The organism is Henriciella sp. (genome assembly GCF_029936995.1).
GTDB lineage: Bacteria > Pseudomonadota > Alphaproteobacteria > Caulobacterales > Hyphomonadaceae > Henriciella.
In genome coordinates, this window is the sequence record NZ_JAPYRE010000007.1 from 32034 (window position 1) to 48749 (window position 16716).

Annotated in this window: 16 protein-coding genes, 1 tRNA gene and 1 pseudogene; 6 read left to right on the forward strand and 12 right to left on the reverse strand. The window is 62.1% G+C overall.

The genetic code is table 11. The annotated features are described in order from the left end of the window. Window positions 1–121 precede the first annotated feature (121 nt). The 4 genes from Q1K31_RS14245 to Q1K31_RS14260 form a co-directional block, all read right to left on the reverse strand. Complete coding sequence (locus tag Q1K31_RS14245; RefSeq protein WP_009802165.1) at window positions 122–1060, reverse strand: DUF2493 domain-containing protein; 939 nt, start codon at window positions 1058–1060, stop codon at window positions 122–124. A 316-nt stretch (window positions 1061–1376) separates the two neighbouring features. Beyond that, a complete protein-coding gene (locus Q1K31_RS14250) occupies window positions 1377–2417 on the reverse strand; it encodes a toprim domain-containing protein (protein ID WP_040613343.1) in 1041 nt (346 codons plus the stop codon). Between the two features lie 96 nt (window positions 2418–2513). After that, a complete protein-coding gene (locus Q1K31_RS14255; protein WP_112062389.1) occupies window positions 2514–4571 on the reverse strand; it encodes a ParB/RepB/Spo0J family partition protein in 2058 nt (685 codons plus the stop codon). 126 nt (window positions 4572–4697) lie between these two features. After that, window positions 4698–5894 carry a hypothetical protein gene (locus Q1K31_RS14260; RefSeq protein ID WP_009802168.1) on the reverse strand — a complete coding sequence of 399 codons (1197 nt, stop codon included), beginning with the start codon at window positions 5892–5894 and terminating at the stop codon, window positions 4698–4700. A 220-nt stretch (window positions 5895–6114) separates the two neighbouring features. On the opposite strand from Q1K31_RS14260, the gene Q1K31_RS14265 reads away from it, so the two are divergent. The 4 genes and pseudogenes from Q1K31_RS14265 to Q1K31_RS16685 form a co-directional block, all read left to right on the forward strand. Further along, a complete protein-coding gene (locus Q1K31_RS14265) occupies window positions 6115–6393 on the forward strand; it encodes a hypothetical protein (protein WP_206740500.1) in 279 nt (92 codons plus the stop codon). Continuing rightward, entirely contained in the window at window positions 6390–6749 is a 360-nt protein-coding gene (locus Q1K31_RS14270; RefSeq protein ID WP_009802169.1) for a DUF6516 family protein, read from the forward strand. The genes Q1K31_RS14265 and Q1K31_RS14270 overlap by 4 nt, the downstream gene beginning before the upstream one ends. After that, window positions 6746–7138, forward strand: a complete 393-nt coding sequence (locus Q1K31_RS14275; protein WP_009802170.1) for a helix-turn-helix domain-containing protein — start codon at window positions 6746–6748, stop codon at window positions 7136–7138. Before Q1K31_RS14270 ends, Q1K31_RS14275 begins: the two co-directional genes overlap by 4 nt. Continuing rightward, a pseudogene (locus Q1K31_RS16685) lies at window positions 7135–8175 on the forward strand (recombinase family protein); the annotation flags it as partial. The gene Q1K31_RS14275 and the pseudogene Q1K31_RS16685, both read left to right, overlap by 4 nt. Before the next feature lie 576 nt (window positions 8176–8751). On the opposite strand, the gene Q1K31_RS14285 reads toward Q1K31_RS16685, so the two are convergent. From Q1K31_RS14285 to Q1K31_RS14305, 5 genes are all read right to left on the reverse strand, one after another. Beyond that, window positions 8752–8842, reverse strand: a tRNA-Ser gene (locus tag Q1K31_RS14285). A 72-nt stretch (window positions 8843–8914) separates the two neighbouring features. After that, window positions 8915–10909, reverse strand: a complete 1995-nt coding sequence (locus tag Q1K31_RS14290) for an alkyl sulfatase dimerization domain-containing protein (RefSeq protein ID WP_300380905.1) — start codon at window positions 10907–10909, stop codon at window positions 8915–8917. 150 nt (window positions 10910–11059) lie between these two features. Next, window positions 11060–11860, reverse strand: a complete 801-nt coding sequence (locus tag Q1K31_RS14295; protein WP_300380908.1) for an SDR family NAD(P)-dependent oxidoreductase — start codon at window positions 11858–11860, stop codon at window positions 11060–11062. 75 nt (window positions 11861–11935) lie between these two features. Next, entirely contained in the window at window positions 11936–12625 is a 690-nt protein-coding gene (gene nfsB, locus Q1K31_RS14300; protein WP_300380911.1) for an oxygen-insensitive NAD(P)H nitroreductase, read from the reverse strand. A 45-nt stretch (window positions 12626–12670) separates the two neighbouring features. Continuing rightward, window positions 12671–13558: a DUF4437 domain-containing protein gene (locus Q1K31_RS14305; protein ID WP_300380913.1), complete on the reverse strand. Its 888-nt coding sequence runs from the start codon at window positions 13556–13558 to the stop codon at window positions 12671–12673. Between the two features lie 123 nt (window positions 13559–13681). Between Q1K31_RS14305 and Q1K31_RS14310 the strand changes: the two genes are divergently transcribed. Continuing rightward, entirely contained in the window at window positions 13682–14017 is a 336-nt protein-coding gene (locus Q1K31_RS14310) for a helix-turn-helix domain-containing protein (protein ID WP_300380916.1), read from the forward strand. A gap of 65 nt (window positions 14018–14082) precedes the next feature. Here the strand turns inward: Q1K31_RS14310 and Q1K31_RS14315 are convergent, their stop codons facing one another. From Q1K31_RS14315 to hppD, 3 genes are read right to left on the reverse strand one after another with little or no spacing between them, the layout of a single operon-like run. Then, window positions 14083–14640 (reverse strand): VOC family protein, encoded by a 558-nt coding sequence (locus Q1K31_RS14315; RefSeq protein ID WP_300380919.1) that lies wholly within the window; start codon window positions 14638–14640, stop codon window positions 14083–14085. Between the two features lie 48 nt (window positions 14641–14688). Beyond that, the gene (locus Q1K31_RS14320; protein ID WP_300380922.1) at window positions 14689–14976 is read right to left on the reverse strand and encodes a hypothetical protein; all 288 of its coding nucleotides are present in this window, start codon (window positions 14974–14976) and stop codon (window positions 14689–14691) included. A gap of 30 nt (window positions 14977–15006) precedes the next feature. Further along, complete coding sequence (gene hppD / locus Q1K31_RS14325) at window positions 15007–16110, reverse strand: 4-hydroxyphenylpyruvate dioxygenase (RefSeq protein WP_300380925.1); 1104 nt, start codon at window positions 16108–16110, stop codon at window positions 15007–15009. 80 nt (window positions 16111–16190) lie between these two features. Between hppD and Q1K31_RS14330 the strand changes: the two genes are divergently transcribed. Further along, window positions 16191–16691 (forward strand): MarR family winged helix-turn-helix transcriptional regulator, encoded by a 501-nt coding sequence (locus tag Q1K31_RS14330; protein ID WP_300380928.1) that lies wholly within the window; start codon window positions 16191–16193, stop codon window positions 16689–16691. Window positions 16692–16716 lie beyond the last annotated feature (25 nt).

Genomic DNA, 16716 nt, shown 5'->3' on the forward strand with positions numbered 1-16716 from the left:
GGGCGGTCTCCTTCATGGATGGAGCGCCTCCACCAACCGCCACGGCGCTTTTCGAAGTATAGCGCAAAGCAGCGCACGCCGAAACCTTCCGGCGCGCGCATCAGGTGATGCATCTCAGGCATCACGCTGCCTGCGCTTTGTTGTTCTTCGGCCTGAAATCGAAGAGCGGGACGCCGAGCTTTTTGGCCTTGTCTGCCAGATTGTCCGTAATTCCCGACCCCGGAAAGAGGATGAGGCCGATGGGCATCGCCTCAAGAAGCGCGTCGTTGCGCTTGAACGGCGCCGCCTTGCCGTGGCGCTTCCAGTCCGGCTTGAAGACGATTTGCTGGCATTTGCGGTTATCGGCCCAGCACGCGGCGATCTTCTCGGCGCCTTTGGGCGATCCGCCATGCAGGAGCACCATGTCGGCGTGCTTGGCCTTCACACGGTCCAGCGCATCCCAGATCGCCCGATGGTCGGTGACGTCCAGTCCGCCGGAGAACGCAACCCGTGGTCCGCTTGGCAGGAGGGGTTCGATCTCCGCGCGCCGCTTCGCCGAGAGATAGTCGCGGCTGTCGATCATGGCCGCCGTCAGCGTCCGGTGACTGATCCGTGATCCCGAGTGCGGTCGCCAGGTCTGACCGATATGGGTCTCGAAGTGGTCGGCGGCGATATCGCGCATGAGCTCGTAAGCGTTGCGCCGCTCGATCAGCGTGGTTCCTTGCGCCGTCAGGGCTTCAAGTTCGACCGAGCGAATTTCCGACCCGTCCTGTTCGCGCTGCGAGCGTTTCTGGGCCTGCTCATTGTCGTCCAGGTCGCGGTCGACGCGGGCCGCTGTGCGATGAAACAGGTTGGTCACGGACCAGAGCAGGTCTTCGAGATCCGGTTCGAGACGCGTGTCTTCCAGCGTGGCGGCGAGCGCGTCGAAGATGTCGGCTATCGCACCCTGGAGGGCGTCGGCTTCGGGCAAGGGTCTCGGGTCGGGTTCGTCGGCGAAAGGCCGATAGCCATAAAGCTGCAATTCTTCGAGTACGGCCGCGGTTGCGGAGCTGGCCATTGGTTCGGTGGTCTCGGCGGTCATGGGATCGTCTCCTGTTCGGCATGAGCCGCGCCTCTCGCGGCCTTCCCGAGCGACGGGAAAGCGGGGGCTGTCCGGGACTGCACCGCCACGGCGGCCGAAGCCAGAGGCGGAGGACGGCGAAGGCGGCGCTCTTTTGTTTCGCGATGCAAAGCCGGGCCATTACGCCCGGCGGCGGAAAAGAGTGTCGCCGTAGCCGTTGCCGGCCCGGCCAGTCTCCGCTCCGTCTCGCTCCTCTCGGAAGGCCGAAGGCGAGGCTCTCCAATTAGGAGGTGATCTGACGATAGCGACCAGACTAATGACGGGCCTGCTCAGCCGCTCAGTGTTCGTCGGAAAGCAGCCGTGAGAAATCGGCCGTGGCCAGTTGCTGACCCAGATGCGTCCTTAGGTCGTCCCGTCCGAGCTTGCGGAGGTCTTCGTTGAAGTCGCCGCCAAGAGAAATAAGCCGGATCGTTTCGATACCGACGGCTCCTGCGCGTTTGATCAGATTGGCGGTGGCCATGTCGCCTGCTTCGTCGGCGTCGGCAGCGATGTAGAGACGCTGAAGCCCGGTCGGCAGGATCAGCGCGGCGAGATGATTGGCCGATAACGCGGATATGACGGGCATGTTGGGCAACGCCATGCGCACGGAGAGCGTGCTTTCCAGCCCTTCGCCAGCAGCGAGGATGTCGCTCGCAGTTCCGATCCGCACGCCATGGCCGAGCAGGTTCCCCATCGCCTTGCGTGATGGATCGAGGGGCGCCTTGCGAGCCGTCGCCGGATCGAGCCATGTGCGGTGAACGCCGGTGAGATTGCCGTTCACGTCCGTGACCTTGGCGAGCAATGCAGGCCAGGTCTCCGGTGGGGTGTCCTTGGGCTGACCTTCTCGCCAATAGTAGCAGCACGGATGAAATCGCAGCGCTGGCGCGTCGCCAAGCCCGGAAAGACCGCGTCGACGAAGATAGCGCTCGGCGAGCGTTCCACCGACCGGTCTTCCCATGGCGAAGAGGCGCCGTGCAGCCTCCGGCGATCCGGTGGGCGCGGATTGACGCTCACGTTGTGGCGGTTCGGGGCGTGGCAAGCTCAGGAATCGTCGCGCCTCATCGAGCGTCTCGCCGAAGGATTGCAAATGATGCGCAGCGGCAATGAGGTCTAGCAGGTCGCCATGTTCGCCTGTGGCGGCGTCTGCCCATTTGCCGGCAGCGCCCGGACCGTGGGCTGGTCCCGTCAGGCGAACATAAAGACTGCGTCCGGGCGTGTTCTCGATGTCGCCGACGATCCAGTAGCGGCCCTGCTTGCGACCGTTGGAGAGGTAATGGCGGCAGACGGCCTCCGCCTCGCGGCCGAGCCGTCGTGCGATTTCGGATGCTGCGCTGTTCATTTGCGCCTCCATGGTGAGAGCAAAAAAGAAGGAGCCCGCCACATTGGGCGGGCTCCAGGGGCGGCTGCGGGAGCCGTTGGGGGGCTTGGCTCCCGGTCACTCGGCCGCAGTGGCGAAGGCGTTGCCGGTGACAGGTTCATCATCGGTGATGACGGCGTAATCGCCCATGGCCGGTTCGCCGCCGTTATCCGCCGATTGCGCTTCGCTGTCGGGAAGAGCCGGCATGCGCAGCACTTCGGGCAACCAACCGGTTCCTTCGAGAAGCTCTTCGGCAGCCGCGACCATGTCCGGTTTCTTGAGGCCGGCGATGCGGTCGGATGCATTCTCGCCCTTCGCTTCGCGCACGGCCTCCAGAATGCGGGCCTTGGTGACGCGAGCGAGATAGCTCTCGCCCGTCGGCGCCCAGCCCGTCGCCGCCATGTCGAGCCCGAGCGTCGCCGCCAGCACATCGGCATGGGCGAGCGCCCGCGGACGGCGGTTGTACGGTTCCTGGACGGCGTTGACGGTCATGGCGACGCAATGCGCGAACAGCGCCTCGCGGCTATCGTTGTCGAACCCGACCAGCGCCTCCCACAGATCCTCAGGCGCTTTCGGCAGCGCCCCTAGCCAGCTCGTCGTGCGATCGTCGATGCTGAGCGCGTAAGCCGTGTCGCCAAGGCCCGGCGCCTGGGCGCCGAAACCGGCGCTGTGCGGGGTGATCTCGACGCAGCTATCCAGCGGATAGTGGTAGAAGAGCCGCAGCGCCATCGCGTGCAAGGCGGCGAGGAACGCCGTCTGCGGATCGTTGGCAAGCGCGTCGCGCAGAGCGAGCGTGCGATGCGCCGTCAATTCCATGACGAGGCGGTCGGAGAGAGGCTTCAGGCCATCGTCTTCCTCTTCCGCCTCGTCGCTGGCATCAGGGGGCGTAGCGTCGTCGACGTCCTCCTCGTCAGACGCGTCGATCCCATCGACCTCGTCCTGTCCGTCGGATTCGACGGAAGGTTCATCCTCGGGGCGGACATAGCCGCGCTCGACACGCAGGCGGCCGTCATGGCCGATGCTGACGAAGACGCCGGCCACGGCGATTTCATCCGGCTCGAAGCGGACGGGACGCTCCTGCAAGGCTTCCATCGCCGTTTCGATCTCGCCGAGCCGGGTGTCGATATCTTCCGGGAACTCCTCGGCGTCGGCGTAATCGTCCTCAAGCTGATCGTATTCGGCTTTCAGTGCGTGGAAGTTCGCGATCTCGTCCTCGCTCATCGGCTCGGTCTCGCCGATGATCCGGCGCAGACCGTAGGTATGGCCGTAGGGAAAGTCCGTGCCGATCTCGATCCATTTCCAGCCCTCGGCGCGGATCGCTTCCGCATGGGTTTCGAGCTTTTCATCGACGAGTTTCGCAAGCAGGCCAGCGTCATGGAGCCATCCGCCGTCGTCGGATTGGAAGAGATCGCGAAGGATGGCGCCGCCGGCCACCTCATAGGCGTCGAGCCCGACGAACTGCGCCCGCCGGTCGGAGGCGCGCACGGCGCCTTCGGTCAGCATGCGGCGGATTTCATAGGGCTGTTTCGCATAAGTCCGTTTGATCGACTCCCAGACCTGTTCCTGGCGCTCATGGTCGGGATTGACCGTGAAGGCCATGAGTTGGTCGAGGGTCAGTTCCTCCTCGGCATAGGCGTGGAGAAGCGATGGCGCGATAGCGGCGAGCTTGAGCCGCTGCTTGACGACGTTCGCCGAGACGAAGAAGGCCGCCGCGATCTCTTCCTCGCTCTTGCCTTTCTCGCGCATCGCCTGGAAGGCGCGGAACTGGTCGAGCGGATGAAGCGGCGCACGCTGAACATTCTCGGCGAGACTGTCTTCTTCGGCGAGGCCGTCCGTGCGCACGATGCAGGGCACGGGCGCCGTGCGGTTCAGACGCTTCTGCTTGACCAGCAGTTCGAGCGCCCGGTAGCGGCGTCCGCCGGCCGGGATCTCGAACATGCCGGTTTCAGCGCCGTCCTCATCCAGCACCGGCCGGACGGTGATCGAGGACAGAAGCGTGCGCCGGGCGATGTCTTCGGCGAGCTCGTCGATCGAGACGCCGGCCTTGACGCGGCGGACATTGGACTGGCTGAGCACCAGCTTGTTGAAGGGGATGTCGCGCGAGGCGCTGAGGGTGATTTTCTGAGACTTGGTCATGTCAGTTCTCCGTGGGCGGGCTGGCCGAAAGCCTCTCTCTCGACCTCCAAACCCGTCACGGAGAACCCGGCCCGCCTCTTCCTCTTGAGGAAGCGACGGACCGGAAAGGCGGAGCGCCGGCCGCAGCTACGCCGCGCGCTCGAGGAGCTTCTTCGCCTTGCCCTCCATTTCGAGCCGGGTGTCCTGCTGCGGCTTCGACCGGGCGACGGCGGTGATGCCCTGCACGAAATCGAATACGGACTCCGGCGGCCGACCTTCTTCGGCGAGGACTGTCTCGACGATTCTGGCCGTCTCCGCCTTGGAGAAGCCCCGTTTGCGGAGGAAGTCGGTGCGGTCATCGTCGCTGTGGGCGACGATGCGCTCGCGCGCTGCTCGAATGCCTTCGACGAAGGGTCGCGGCGAGGAGTCAGCGAAGCGGGTCAGCGCCGGCGCCGCCTCGTGCGCGAAGCGATTGGCGGCGTATTTGGAATGTCGGATGCTAATTTCCTGGAAGTCCTCAACGCCCCAGAGATTGCGGTTCTGGCAGACGGCGCGCAGATAGAAACTGGCGATGCCGAGCGTCTTCGCGCCGACTTCAGAATTCCAGCAATAGAAGCCCCGGAAATAGAGATCGGGAGATCCGTCGGACAGCTTGCCCGCCTCGATCGGGTTCATGTCGTCGACCAGGAAGAGGAAGACGTCTCGGTCGGAGGCGTAGAGCGTGGTCGTGTCCTTGGTGATGTCGACCATCGGATTGTAGACGCCGCTCGACCAGTCGAGCGTGCCGGGCACTTTCCAGCGCGTATCGCCAGTTCCGTTCCCCGCGATCTTCTGCACGGCCGCCACGAGTTCGTGGTCGTAGATGCGGCCATAATCCGGGCCGGTGACGGCGCGCAGTTCCGTGCGCCCGTCTTCGGTTTCCAGCGTCTTGATCTGCTCGGCTCGGTGCGAGGTGAGCCCGTATTGCAGGTTGATGCCCGCAAGCGGCGCCGGGAGCTGGCGCAGATAGGCCGCCGGCGCGCTGACTAGGCTGGCGAGCTGGCCGAAGCTCCAATGGGTCGGCGCGACCGGCGCCTCGGCGTCGGGCAGGATGAGCGCCAGGTTTTCCGGATCGTCGCGATGGGCTTCAACGCGGATCGCCGCGCTCTCGACTGTCCGCGTGCGGCTGCGCTCGGCGCGGCCCTTCACCGACGCGTAGAGCTCCGACAGGGACAGATAGCGCTCGTCATTCGGCCGGGAAAACCATTCCGAGGAGACGCGGCCGATCCGCTCTCCGCGCGAGATATCGACTTTGTAGCCGCCGCTCGCGTCGCGCCGGCCGTCCAGGGTTTCAAGGTTGGTCATGGGTCAATCTCCGCGACAGGTCGGCCGAGAGCCTCTCTCTCGACCTCCAAACCCGTCACGGCGAAAGCCGCCGAACTCTTACTCTTTATCGGGGAACATGTTCGTCTTGATTGGCCAGGCATTTGGCGCAGCACCGCCGAACACCTGTCTTCGCCGCCATTGACGCTTCACCCGGATGCGGAGCATTTCTCCGCGTACTACGGGGCGGCACAGTCGCTTCATGTCCAATTCCGTACCCAAACGCCGGCAGCGTTCGCGCGCGGCAAAAATTGATCTTTACGACTACGCGCAGATTCCGGAACCGAAGCCGCGTGGACGTCCCGAACCAGAGTTGACCGACTGGCGCGTCACCGATGAGTGGCTGAAGCGCGTGCCGGTCACTTCGTCCGAAGTGGATGTGTTTGAGGCCTGGTTCGGTGATCTGTTCGACGATTTGTTCGGCCCCTTGGGTTCGGTTGGCTCCTTGACAAAGTTATCATCTAAAGATAACCTAATATGACAGAGGAGACATACGATCCGAGCCTTGACGCCTTGCTCGATCTCGATGGCCAGGTGCTCGTCATCGACCCTGCGGGCAGGCATTGGGTGAAGTTCGTCGTTACGCGCGTGCCCGTTAGCCCGGAGAAGCCCCATGGGCTCGACTATTCGCTGACGCTGCACGGACCTGACGGCGAGCGGCTTGTCGGCTTCGACAATGCTCATCCTGTCGGCCGCCGCAAACGCGGAGAACCGCAGGATCACCGCCACCGGCTCCGGACCGTGCGTCCCTATGACTATCAGGATGCCGCGAGCCTGATCGTCGATTTCTGGGAGACGGTGGATGCAGTGTTAAAGGAGCGAGGCGTACTGCAATGACGACGTTGAAGATCGGCATCGCCGATTATGAGGAGATGAAGGCCCGCACCATGCGGATCGCCCGCGGCGAGCAAAAGCCGGGGCCGGACGATCCGAAGGTATGGTTCACATCGACCGAGTCCTTTGCCCAGGTGCTGTCAGCCGGTAATCGCGAACTGTTGCGGACCATCGCCGAACGCGCACCGGCTTCGCTTGACGAGTTGGCGGAGATGACTGGGCGCGCCAAATCGAACTTGTCGCGAACGCTGAAGAAGATGGCCGAATACGGTTTGGTCGAGATGGAACCGGAAGGGCGCCGGCGGCGTCCGCGAGTCCTCTACGACCGTGTTTCGCTTGATCTGACGTTGACCGGCGAGGAATGGCGAAAGGCAGCGGGAGGCGCATCATGAACGCACCGCAAAACGCCGTGAAGCTCCGCGCCGCGCTTTACCTGCGCGTCTCGACGACGCGGCAGGCCGAGCATGACGTCTCGATCCCTGACCAGAAACGCCAGGGCGAAGCGTGGTGCGAGGCGCGCGGCTACGAACTCGTCGAGACCTATGTGGAGCCAGGAGCGTCAGCAACGAACGACAAGCGCCCCGAATTCCAGCGCATGATCGAGGCGGGTACGTCCAAGCCCTCAGCCTTCGACATCGTGGTCGTCCACTCATTCAGCCGTTTCTTCCGCGACCATTTCGAGCTGGAGTTCTACGTCCGGAAGCTCGCCAAGAACGGCGTCAAGCTCGTCTCCATCACCCAGGAGATGGGCGACGATCCCATGCACGTCATGATGCGCCAGATCATGGCGCTGTTCGATGAATATCAGTCCAAGGAGAACGCCAAGCACGTCCTGCGCGCGCTCAAGGAAAACGCCCGCCAGGGCTTCTGGAACGGCTCGCGCCCGCCCGTCGGCTATCGCGTGGTCGCGGCCGAACAGCGCGGCGCCAAGACCAAGAAGAAACTGGAGATCGATCCGCTGCACGCCGACACGATCCGGCTGATCTATCGCCTCGCCCTGGAAGGGGACGGAACGCGCGGGGCCATGGGCGTCAAAGCGATCGCCACGCATCTCAATGGCAGGGGCATCTTCACGCGAGACGGCGGCCGCTGGGGCATCGGACAGGTTCATCGCATCCTGACCCGGCGGACCTATATCGGCGAGCATCAATGGGGCAAGCATCGCAAGAACAAGGAGCCGACCAAGCCGGAAGACCTGGTGACGGTTCCGGTTCCGCCGATCATAGACCGCAAGACCTTCGACGCCGTGCAGAAGCTGATGCAGGCGCGCAATCCCAAGGTCGCGCCGCCACGCGTAGTGACAGGACCAACCTTGCTGACGGGGATCTGCTTTTGCGGCAAGTGCGGCGGCGCCATGACCATCCGCACTGGCAAGAGCGGGCGTTACCGCTACTACGCCTGCTCGATCAAGGCGCGTCAGGGCGAGACTGGCTGCAAGGGCCGGACAATCCCGATGGATAAGCTCGATACGCTGGTTGCTCAGCATCTGGAGGAGCGTCTGCTGACGTCTGATCGGCTGGAAGAGGTTCTCGTCGATGTGCTCGACCGACGGCAAGAGCGCGCTGAGCGCCGCCGTGAGCACATCGCCGAACTGAACCGGCGGGCAACGGAATCGGAGCTGCGGCTGAAACGCCTTTACGACGCCATCGAGATCGGCGTCGCCGACCTCGACGATCCGGCGCTGAAAGAGCGCATCGCCGGTCTGAAAGTCCTTCGTGATCAGGCGAAAACCGACGCGGAACGCGCCGAAGCCATGCTCGACAGCGCCACTCATCAGGCCGTCACGCCGGAAATGATCGAGAGATTCGCCGCAGCGGCCCGCGAGAAAATGCGGTTGGAGGGCGGCGGCTATCGGCGCGATCATCTGCGCGCGTTAGCTCAGCGCGTCGAGGTCGACGAGCGCGAAGTGCGCATCATGGGATCGAAGAACGAGCTTCTGAGAACCCTAGCCGCCGCAAATAGCGCAGAATCGGCGGCGAACGGCGTGCCCAGTTTTATACCGAAATGGCGGAGAGGAAGGGATTCGAACCCTCGATACGGGATTACCGTATACTCCCTTAGCAGGGGAGCGCCTTCAGCCACTCGGCCACCTCTCCGCGCCAGCTTGCCTGACTAACCGCAAGACCTGCCCCCCGCAAGAGGGCAAGCGCCCCTGATCGCAGATCGTCTTACGGTGTCACCACCGGGAACCAGAAATCCGGCTGGTCGAGCGCGCCGAGGAAAGCGCCGGCCGCCGCCGCCTCGCCCTCGATTGTCAGGGCTCCCGATCCTATGAGTTGCGGCACACCTGCCTCGCGCAGGATGAGGCGGTTGAAGTCTGCCCGCGAGAGAGTGAGCTTCGCCGCCGCTTCGCCGGCACCTGCACCCGACAGCCGCGGCACCACGACATCGCGGCCTACGGCGACATGCACCGTCTCGCCGGTATCGGTGAAATCGAAGACAAGGCTGAACGGCTCACGGCTCAGCTTGTCCGGATTGTACCGGCTCGCCAGCGCATCGAAGAGGTCGAGCGTCGGCACCGCGGCGAGGAAGTCGGCATTGCCCAGGTTTGGCGCACCTGTCTCCGGCAATCCGTCCCGCAGCTCTGCGGCAGCCGTGAGATAATAGCTGCGCCACGCCCCGCTCTCGGCCTGGAAGCCCATCTGCTCATAGGCGGCTGCCAGCCAGTCCTTCGCCGGCTGGCTCTCAGGTGCCGCAAAGACGGCATGATTGAACAGCTCGGCGGCCCAGCGATAGTCGCCCCCCTCATAGGCTGCCGCCCCGCGCCGGAGCACAGCTTCAAGACCGCCCATCGCCTCGACATAGCGCGGCGCGGTCTCTGCGTGAGGCCGCTTGTGATAATTGGCGGGCACACCGCTCCACCAGCCATAATAATACTGGTAGACCGCTTTGGCGTTGTGGGTGAGCGTGCCGTAATAGCCCCGCGTCGAGAAATCCTGCTTTGAAAATTCAGGCTCCGGCAGGCCTTCTGCCGCCTCCGTCATCGTGGCCCCGGCATTCGCCCGGCGCAGCGTCTGGTCATGGACATAGCGATAGACATCACGCTGGTTCTGAAGATAGGTGCGCACATTCTCCCCACCCCAGCTGGGCCAGTGGTGGGAGGCAAAGACAAGCTCGGCCTCGCCGCCATAATCGCTCAGCGCCCGGTCGATTACCCGGCTCCAGGCCAGCGCATTACGCACTTTTGCGCCCCTAGGCGTCAGTACGTTGTGGAAGGTGCCGCTCGCGACTTCGGAGGTCGACAGCGCCTTGAAATCCGGCAGGTAGAACATGAATTCGGCCGGCGCCTCGGTGCCGCCTGCATCCATGAACTCGAAGCGCACCCCGTCGATCACACGCTCAGTGCCCCAGCCGCCGACCTCTTCGCTTGGCAGGACAAGCCCGGTCGTGCCCTGCGGCAGGCCGGGGCCAAGCCCGGTGCCGACATTGGCCGTCTCGGAGCGCGGAATGGTATTGCCGAACATAAGCACCGCGCGGCGCTGCATCAGGTTGCCCGCAAGCAGGTTTTCCGCCACCGCATTCTCGGTGAAGCCCTCAGGCGCAATCACCGGTACGCCGCGTGCTTCCATCTCCTCTTCGGAGATCACACCGCGTGCCCCGCCGAAATGGTCGGCATGGGAATGAGTATAGAGGACCGCGCTCACCGGCCGCTCGCCCAGCGTGTCATTGACGAGCTTCAGCGCGGCGGCCGCGGTCTCCTTCACCGTCAGCGGGTCGACAATGATCCAGCCGGTCTCCCCCTCGATCACCGTCATCACGGAGAGGTCATAGCCACGCACCTGCCAGATTCCGTCCGTCACCTCGAAGAGGCCATGCTTCGCCGCCAGCATGGACTGGCGCCACAGCGACGGGTTCACCGTGTCCGGCGCTTCGCCCGCAATGAAGTCGAATTGCGGGATAGACCAGACCGTGTTGCCATCAGCATCGGTGATCGCATCGGCCTCGATCGCGGCGATAAAACCGCGCGAGGCATCCTCGAAATCACTCTGGTCATCCAGGGGCAGACGGGCCGCCACCGAAGCATTCGCCTCCGCCGTCGCCGACGTGGCCTCACCGGCGGGCGGCGCAGCGGGCACATCGGACGGTTTCCCGTTTTCCTGCGCACCGGCTGAGAAACACACAACCAAAGCAAACACGGTTGAAAGGACGGATGTAGTTTTCATGGCATGCCTCCCCACGGATGTTCTGTGTGGCAAGCGTATGCGTCCGGCGATACTTCGGGAAGGGCTTTCTTTAGAAAAACCTTTGCGCCTGGAACGCTCAGAATATGGTGGGCGTGCGCATCCACACCAGCGAAGAATAATCCAGCGTCATCAAGCCTGACCTAGAAATTTTCCAAGCAACTGAATAACAGCATCCCGTTTTTCCCTGTCGAGGGCGTCCGGGTGAGGGTTTGCGAACTGGCCGCTGTCATTGTCGAAATAGAGACCAGAGGTGTCCCGGAAGTTCTCGGAAAGTGCAGCCTGCACCAGAACATCCGCTCCGATTCCGACATCACCGCCGTCAATGCCATAGCCATCCTTCACCATTTTCGTCCCAAGAAGCGAGCCGGGATTGACGGCCACAACCATCACCCCGTCAGAATGAACCTCTTTCGCAAAATCGATAGACCACATGGTCAGGGCTAATTTGCTCTGGGCGTAGGCTGCGTTGTCGGGCAGCTTGCGGTGCCCTTCCAGTGCCTCGTGACTGACAGGTGCCTGCGCAGCCGATGACAGGTTGACGATCCGTCCGCCCCTTCCCATCAGGCGCACAAGGCGCTGCCCTAGCAACATCGGGGCAAGCGTGTTGACCACGAAGCGGACATCAAGCCCATTCGCGGCAATCGGCTTAGTGGTCTTTAAGACACCCGCATTGTTGATGAGCACGTCCAACGCCTCATGCTCGCTCGACACGGCATCAGCCAGCATCGACACGTTGTTCAGGTCGGACAGGTCAGCAAGATAGGGTTTCACCCGCGCTTCACCGTATTTGTCAGCCAGTTGCTTCCTGACCCTCTCAAGCTTTTCTGAATTGCGCCCGTGAAGAAGCACCTTGTGCCCTCGGGCGAGCAGCTGTTTGGCAGTTTCGAGCCCGATGCCGTCAGTGGCGCCAGTTATGAGGATAGTCTTCATTCTAGTTCTCCCGCGTAGTGACAGCGTCAGAGGCCCGCCACGATAGCGATCGCCCCCGACGCGTGAGATAGGTCATCATATCTCGGTCAAAACGGTTGATAGCGGCAGACGGGACTTTGGTGTCCCGGCATTATAGTCATTGTTTTCGTCACGATAGCCGAGCGCAACAACCACGAGGCTGGTGAAGCCTTTTTCACGCAACGCAAACTCCGCGTCCAGAACAGCCACTTCGATACCTTCCATTGGACGGGCGTCTACACCAAGAGCTGCCGCGCCGAGCATGAACTGGCCGATATTCAGGTAAACCTGCTTGTCCATCCAGTGCTGGACATCCTTCATGTCCTGCTTGTGGAGATTCACAAACATGGACCGTGCCCCATGCGTCTGCGGCTTCAGGGTTTCAGGGTCGAAGTCAAACCGGCCATCCCGGTCTTCCTGTTCAAGGACGTCCTGCAGGAAGGTCTCCTCAACGCCAAGGCGGCTGGCAAAGACCACAACATGCGAAGCATCAAGAATGGACTGGGAGTTGAATGGATACAGCCGCTCAGTTGATTTGGCGACCTTTGCCTTTCCTTCCTCACTCGATGCCAGAATGAAATGCCAAGGCTGCACGTTCGTGCTTGAGGGGCTGAACTGCAGCAGTGTCTTCAATTTTCCGACCGTTTCGGACGGGATTTTCTTCATCGGGTTAAAAGCCTTGGCGGTGTAGCGCGACTTGGCAACATCAGTGATGTCCTGACGAACTTCGGTTGCAAGCAGGGTCATGGGAGGATCCTATTCATCTTGATTTGGATATGAGGTCGTTGGAATTTACTGCTGCGCTGGCGCAGCCGTGAGGGTGAAGCGCTGGTCGGCGCGCACATAGAGGAGGCAGGTTTCATCGGCTGAACAGGTGAGGGGCTGGCTCTCGCCGCCAGCAATACCGAAATAGCCGCCAGCGCCGAGAAGACCATCGGCACCATTAAGGGCGAGCGCACCATCTATGATAATGGCACGGAGGTTCTCGCCCTGGTGCGAGAGGGTTCCGGCAAACCCGTCCTTCAGGCGAACCATGTAGCCGCTATCGCCAATGCCTGTCGGCTCACCCCAAAGGAAGGCGATCTCGGCTCCACTATCGCCCGTGCCTGTGGCAGGAATCCAGGTCAGGCTATCAGCCCTTAGCCATACGAGGTTTCCGGCATCGACATTGATCGGGCGTTCGCCATTGTCGAATGCGGCTTCGCTCGGCTGCACGAGGTATGGGCCTTCATCAATCTCGACATAAGCGATGTTGGTGCTGCCCGATGCGGCGGTCACATGAGACTCTCCGGCCGGCTGGGTCCAGAACGAGCCTTTCGGCAGCCACATGTCGGCAGCGTCGGGGTCGTCATTATGGATTGCGCCGCTGATCACGACAGCACGGTAGGCGACATTGTGGATGTGCGGCGGGGACGCAAAGCCCTCATCAAAGCGGACGAGAAATCCCGAAGCATCTTCACGAGTCCGGTCCCCCCAAAGGGTCCCGGCACGCGGGCTGGCATCGCCACGAGCCGGGTTCAACGCACCCCAGTCGACGTCTTCAGCATGTATAATCTGCACTGCGCCATCTGTTTGCTGTGTGTCAGCCACAGAGCCTGCAGTGGCGAGGCCGGCAAAAGCGGCCAAAAGCGCAGCAGCGCGAAAGGGATAGGCGGACAAAGTTTCGGGTTTCTGGGGCACGGGCATCTCCAATGTGGCTTCCTCAGGTTGACGCTGACCGATTTAAAGATACCCTCGAATTAAACAAGAACGCACTTTTTTGGCACATACCCACAAAAAGTATACTATAGGACGCATAAGCCCATGACTCGTTTCACTGAGTATGATTGCTCTGCCGGGTGCCCTGTCGAAGCAGCGCTGGAGCAGATTGGCGGCAAATGGAAAGGGGTTACGCTCTTCCACCTGCTCGATGGCGTAAAGCGCTTCAACGAGCTGCAGCGGAATGTCGGCTCGGTAACCCAGCGCATGCTGACCAAACAGCTACGCGAACTGGAAGACTCCGGCCTCGTTCACAGGGAAGTTTACCCAGTGGTGCCGCCCAAGGTCGAATACAGTCTCACACCGAAAGGTGAGACCCTCAGACCTATCCTCATGGCTCTCAAGGCCTGGGGCGAAGAACACGTGTTTGCCACGGCCTGATCAAGTGTAAAAAAGGGCCGCCCCAAACGGGGCGGCCCTTTTCAATTTCGTGCGGTGGAAAGCCCTCAGCTCTCCTCAGCGATCTTCTCGTGTAGCCAGGCGGCGTGGCGAGGCGCCTTCTTGGTGCGCGCCCATTCGTCCAGCATGTCATGCGCGACCGATTTCAGCTCGCTCATCTGTTCCGGCGTGCCGATGTCGCAGGCAAGCTCGAGGCGGTGGCCGTTCGGGTCGAAGAAATAGATCGACTTGAAGATGCCGTGATGGGTCGGCCCGACCACGTCGAGGCCCATCTCTTCGGCCCGCGTCTTGGCGTTCATCAGGTCGTCCATCGTCTGGACCTTGAAGGCGATATGCTGGACCCACTCCGGCGTATTGCGGTCCCGGTCCATGTCCGGCTTGGTCGGCAGCTCGAAGAAGGCGAGCACGTTGCCGTTCCCGGCGTCCAGGAAGACGTGCATGTACGGGTCCGGCGCACCGGTCGAGGGCACCTTGTCCTCGGCAATGGCAAGCTGGAAGTCCATGCCGAGCACGCGGTTATAGAACTCGACTGTTTCTTTCGCATCCTTGCAGCGATAGGCGACGTGATGGACGCCGCCGAGTTTGGGAGCATTTGTGGTGGTCATATCCGTTACCTCATATTGCCCTGTCTACGCAGGAGACTCAAAAGCGGTTCACTCGAAGGCGCGGGCCTGTTCGGCCTCGCAGTAGCGCTGGTCGATGTCCCACTTCTTCGCACCCCCAAGCAGCGAGAAGACCCCCGGCGCACAGGCCGCAACGATCGCGGTGTCCATCGCAAGCCAGTCGAGCCAGAAAGCCGCCGGAACAAGTATCAGGAGACCGATCACCGGCGGGATGCCAATCTGCAGGATACGCCATTTCGTCCGGTTTATATCCTGAGACCATCCGGGCCGATCATTGACCTGCGCCCACCAGGCCGAAAGTTCCCGCCGGTTCAACATCGGTTTTCTCCCGCATCAGGAGAAACGCGTTTATGCGTCCTCCTCGACCTTCAGCGCACCGCGCTTGATCTGGTCGCGTTCCATGGATTCGAAGAGTGCCTTGAAATTGCCTTCGCCGAAACCCTGTTTGTAGTCACCCTTGCGCTGGATGAACTCGAAGAAGACCGGCCCGATCTGCGGTTCCGCGAAAATCTGGAAAAGAAGCCGCGGTTCGCCGCCATCGGTCGTGCCGTCGAGCAGCAGGCCGCGCGTGCGTAGTGCTTCCTCGTCCTCGCCGTGGCCCGGCAGGCGTTCGCTCAGCATCTCGTAATAGGTATCCGGCGGCGGTGTCATCATCGGCACGCCACGCTCTTTCAGCCGGTCATAGGCGGCGACCAGGTCGTCGCAGATCAGCGCGATATGCTGGATGCCCTCGCCATTATACTCCTTGAGGAATTCCTCAATCTGGCCCTTGCCGCCATCGGCTTCCTCGTTCAGCGGAATGCGGATCTTGCCATCCGGCGCGGTCAGCGCCTGCGAGGTCAGGCCGGTATATTCGCCCTTGATGTCGAAATAGCGGATTTCCTGGAAGTTGAAGAGCTTCTCATAGAAGTCCGCCCAGTATTTCATCCGGCCCTTGTAGACATTGTGGGTCAGGTGATCGACCAGCTTGAAACCGGCGCCTTCCGGATACTTCTCGACGCCCGGCAGGTACTCGAAATCAATGTCATAGATGGAAAGGCCATCCTCGCCCTCATCGGCATAACGGTCGATGAGATAGATCAGGGAGTGGCCGATGCCGCGAATCGCGGGCAGCTTCAGCTCCATCGGCCCGGCCGGTACGTCGCACGGCTCTGCATCATTCGCGAGCAGATGGTCGTAGGCTGCCTTCGCATCGCGCACGCGGAAGCCCATGCCACAGGCGCTCGGCCCGTGCTCCTTGGCGAAATAATAGGCCGGCGTACCCTTCTCATAATTCGTGATCAGGTTGATGCCGCCCTGGCGCCACAGCTCGACATCCTTGGAACGGTGGCGGGCGACCTTGGTAAAGCCCATCACCTCGAAAACAGGTTCGAGCTGGCCCTTCTCGGGCGCGGAAAATTCAATGAATTCGAAGCCGTCGAGGCCAGCCGGATTTTCAAACAGGTCCGCCATGTGCTTTATCCTCCAGTAAGATTACGTTACGCATATTAGTTGCATCTGCAACTAAATCAAGCTCTGGAGCGGAAAAACGAATGACGACATCGACTGACAAGACGCAGGACCCAGCCCGTGAGCCGCTTCGACTCGACGGGTTCCTGCCCTACCGGCTGTCGGTCCTGTCCAACGCCGTCTCTGGCAGGATCGCCGAAATGTACGAACGCGAGTTCAACATCTCGATCTGGCAGTGGCGCATCATCGCCGTTCTCGGTGAGCATGAAGGGCTTACCTCGACAGAGGTCGCCAGCCGCACCCTGATGGACAAGCCGGCCGTCAGCCGGGCCGCCGCCAGCCTGACCGAACGAGGCATCATCTCCCGCAAGTCCGATCGCGCCGACCGGCGCAAGGCGGAACTGCGCCTGACCGACAGCGGGCGCGAAATCTATGATGCCATCATGCCGCGTGCGATCGCCTATGAACAGGAGCTGCTCGCCTCGCTCAGCGAGGATGAAGCCGAAACCCTTCACGCCCTGCTAACCCGTCTGTCGCATATCGCGTCACCTGAACGCGATCTCTGGTCACACAGGCGGGGCTGACCGGCGGAACACGAAGGGGGACAAG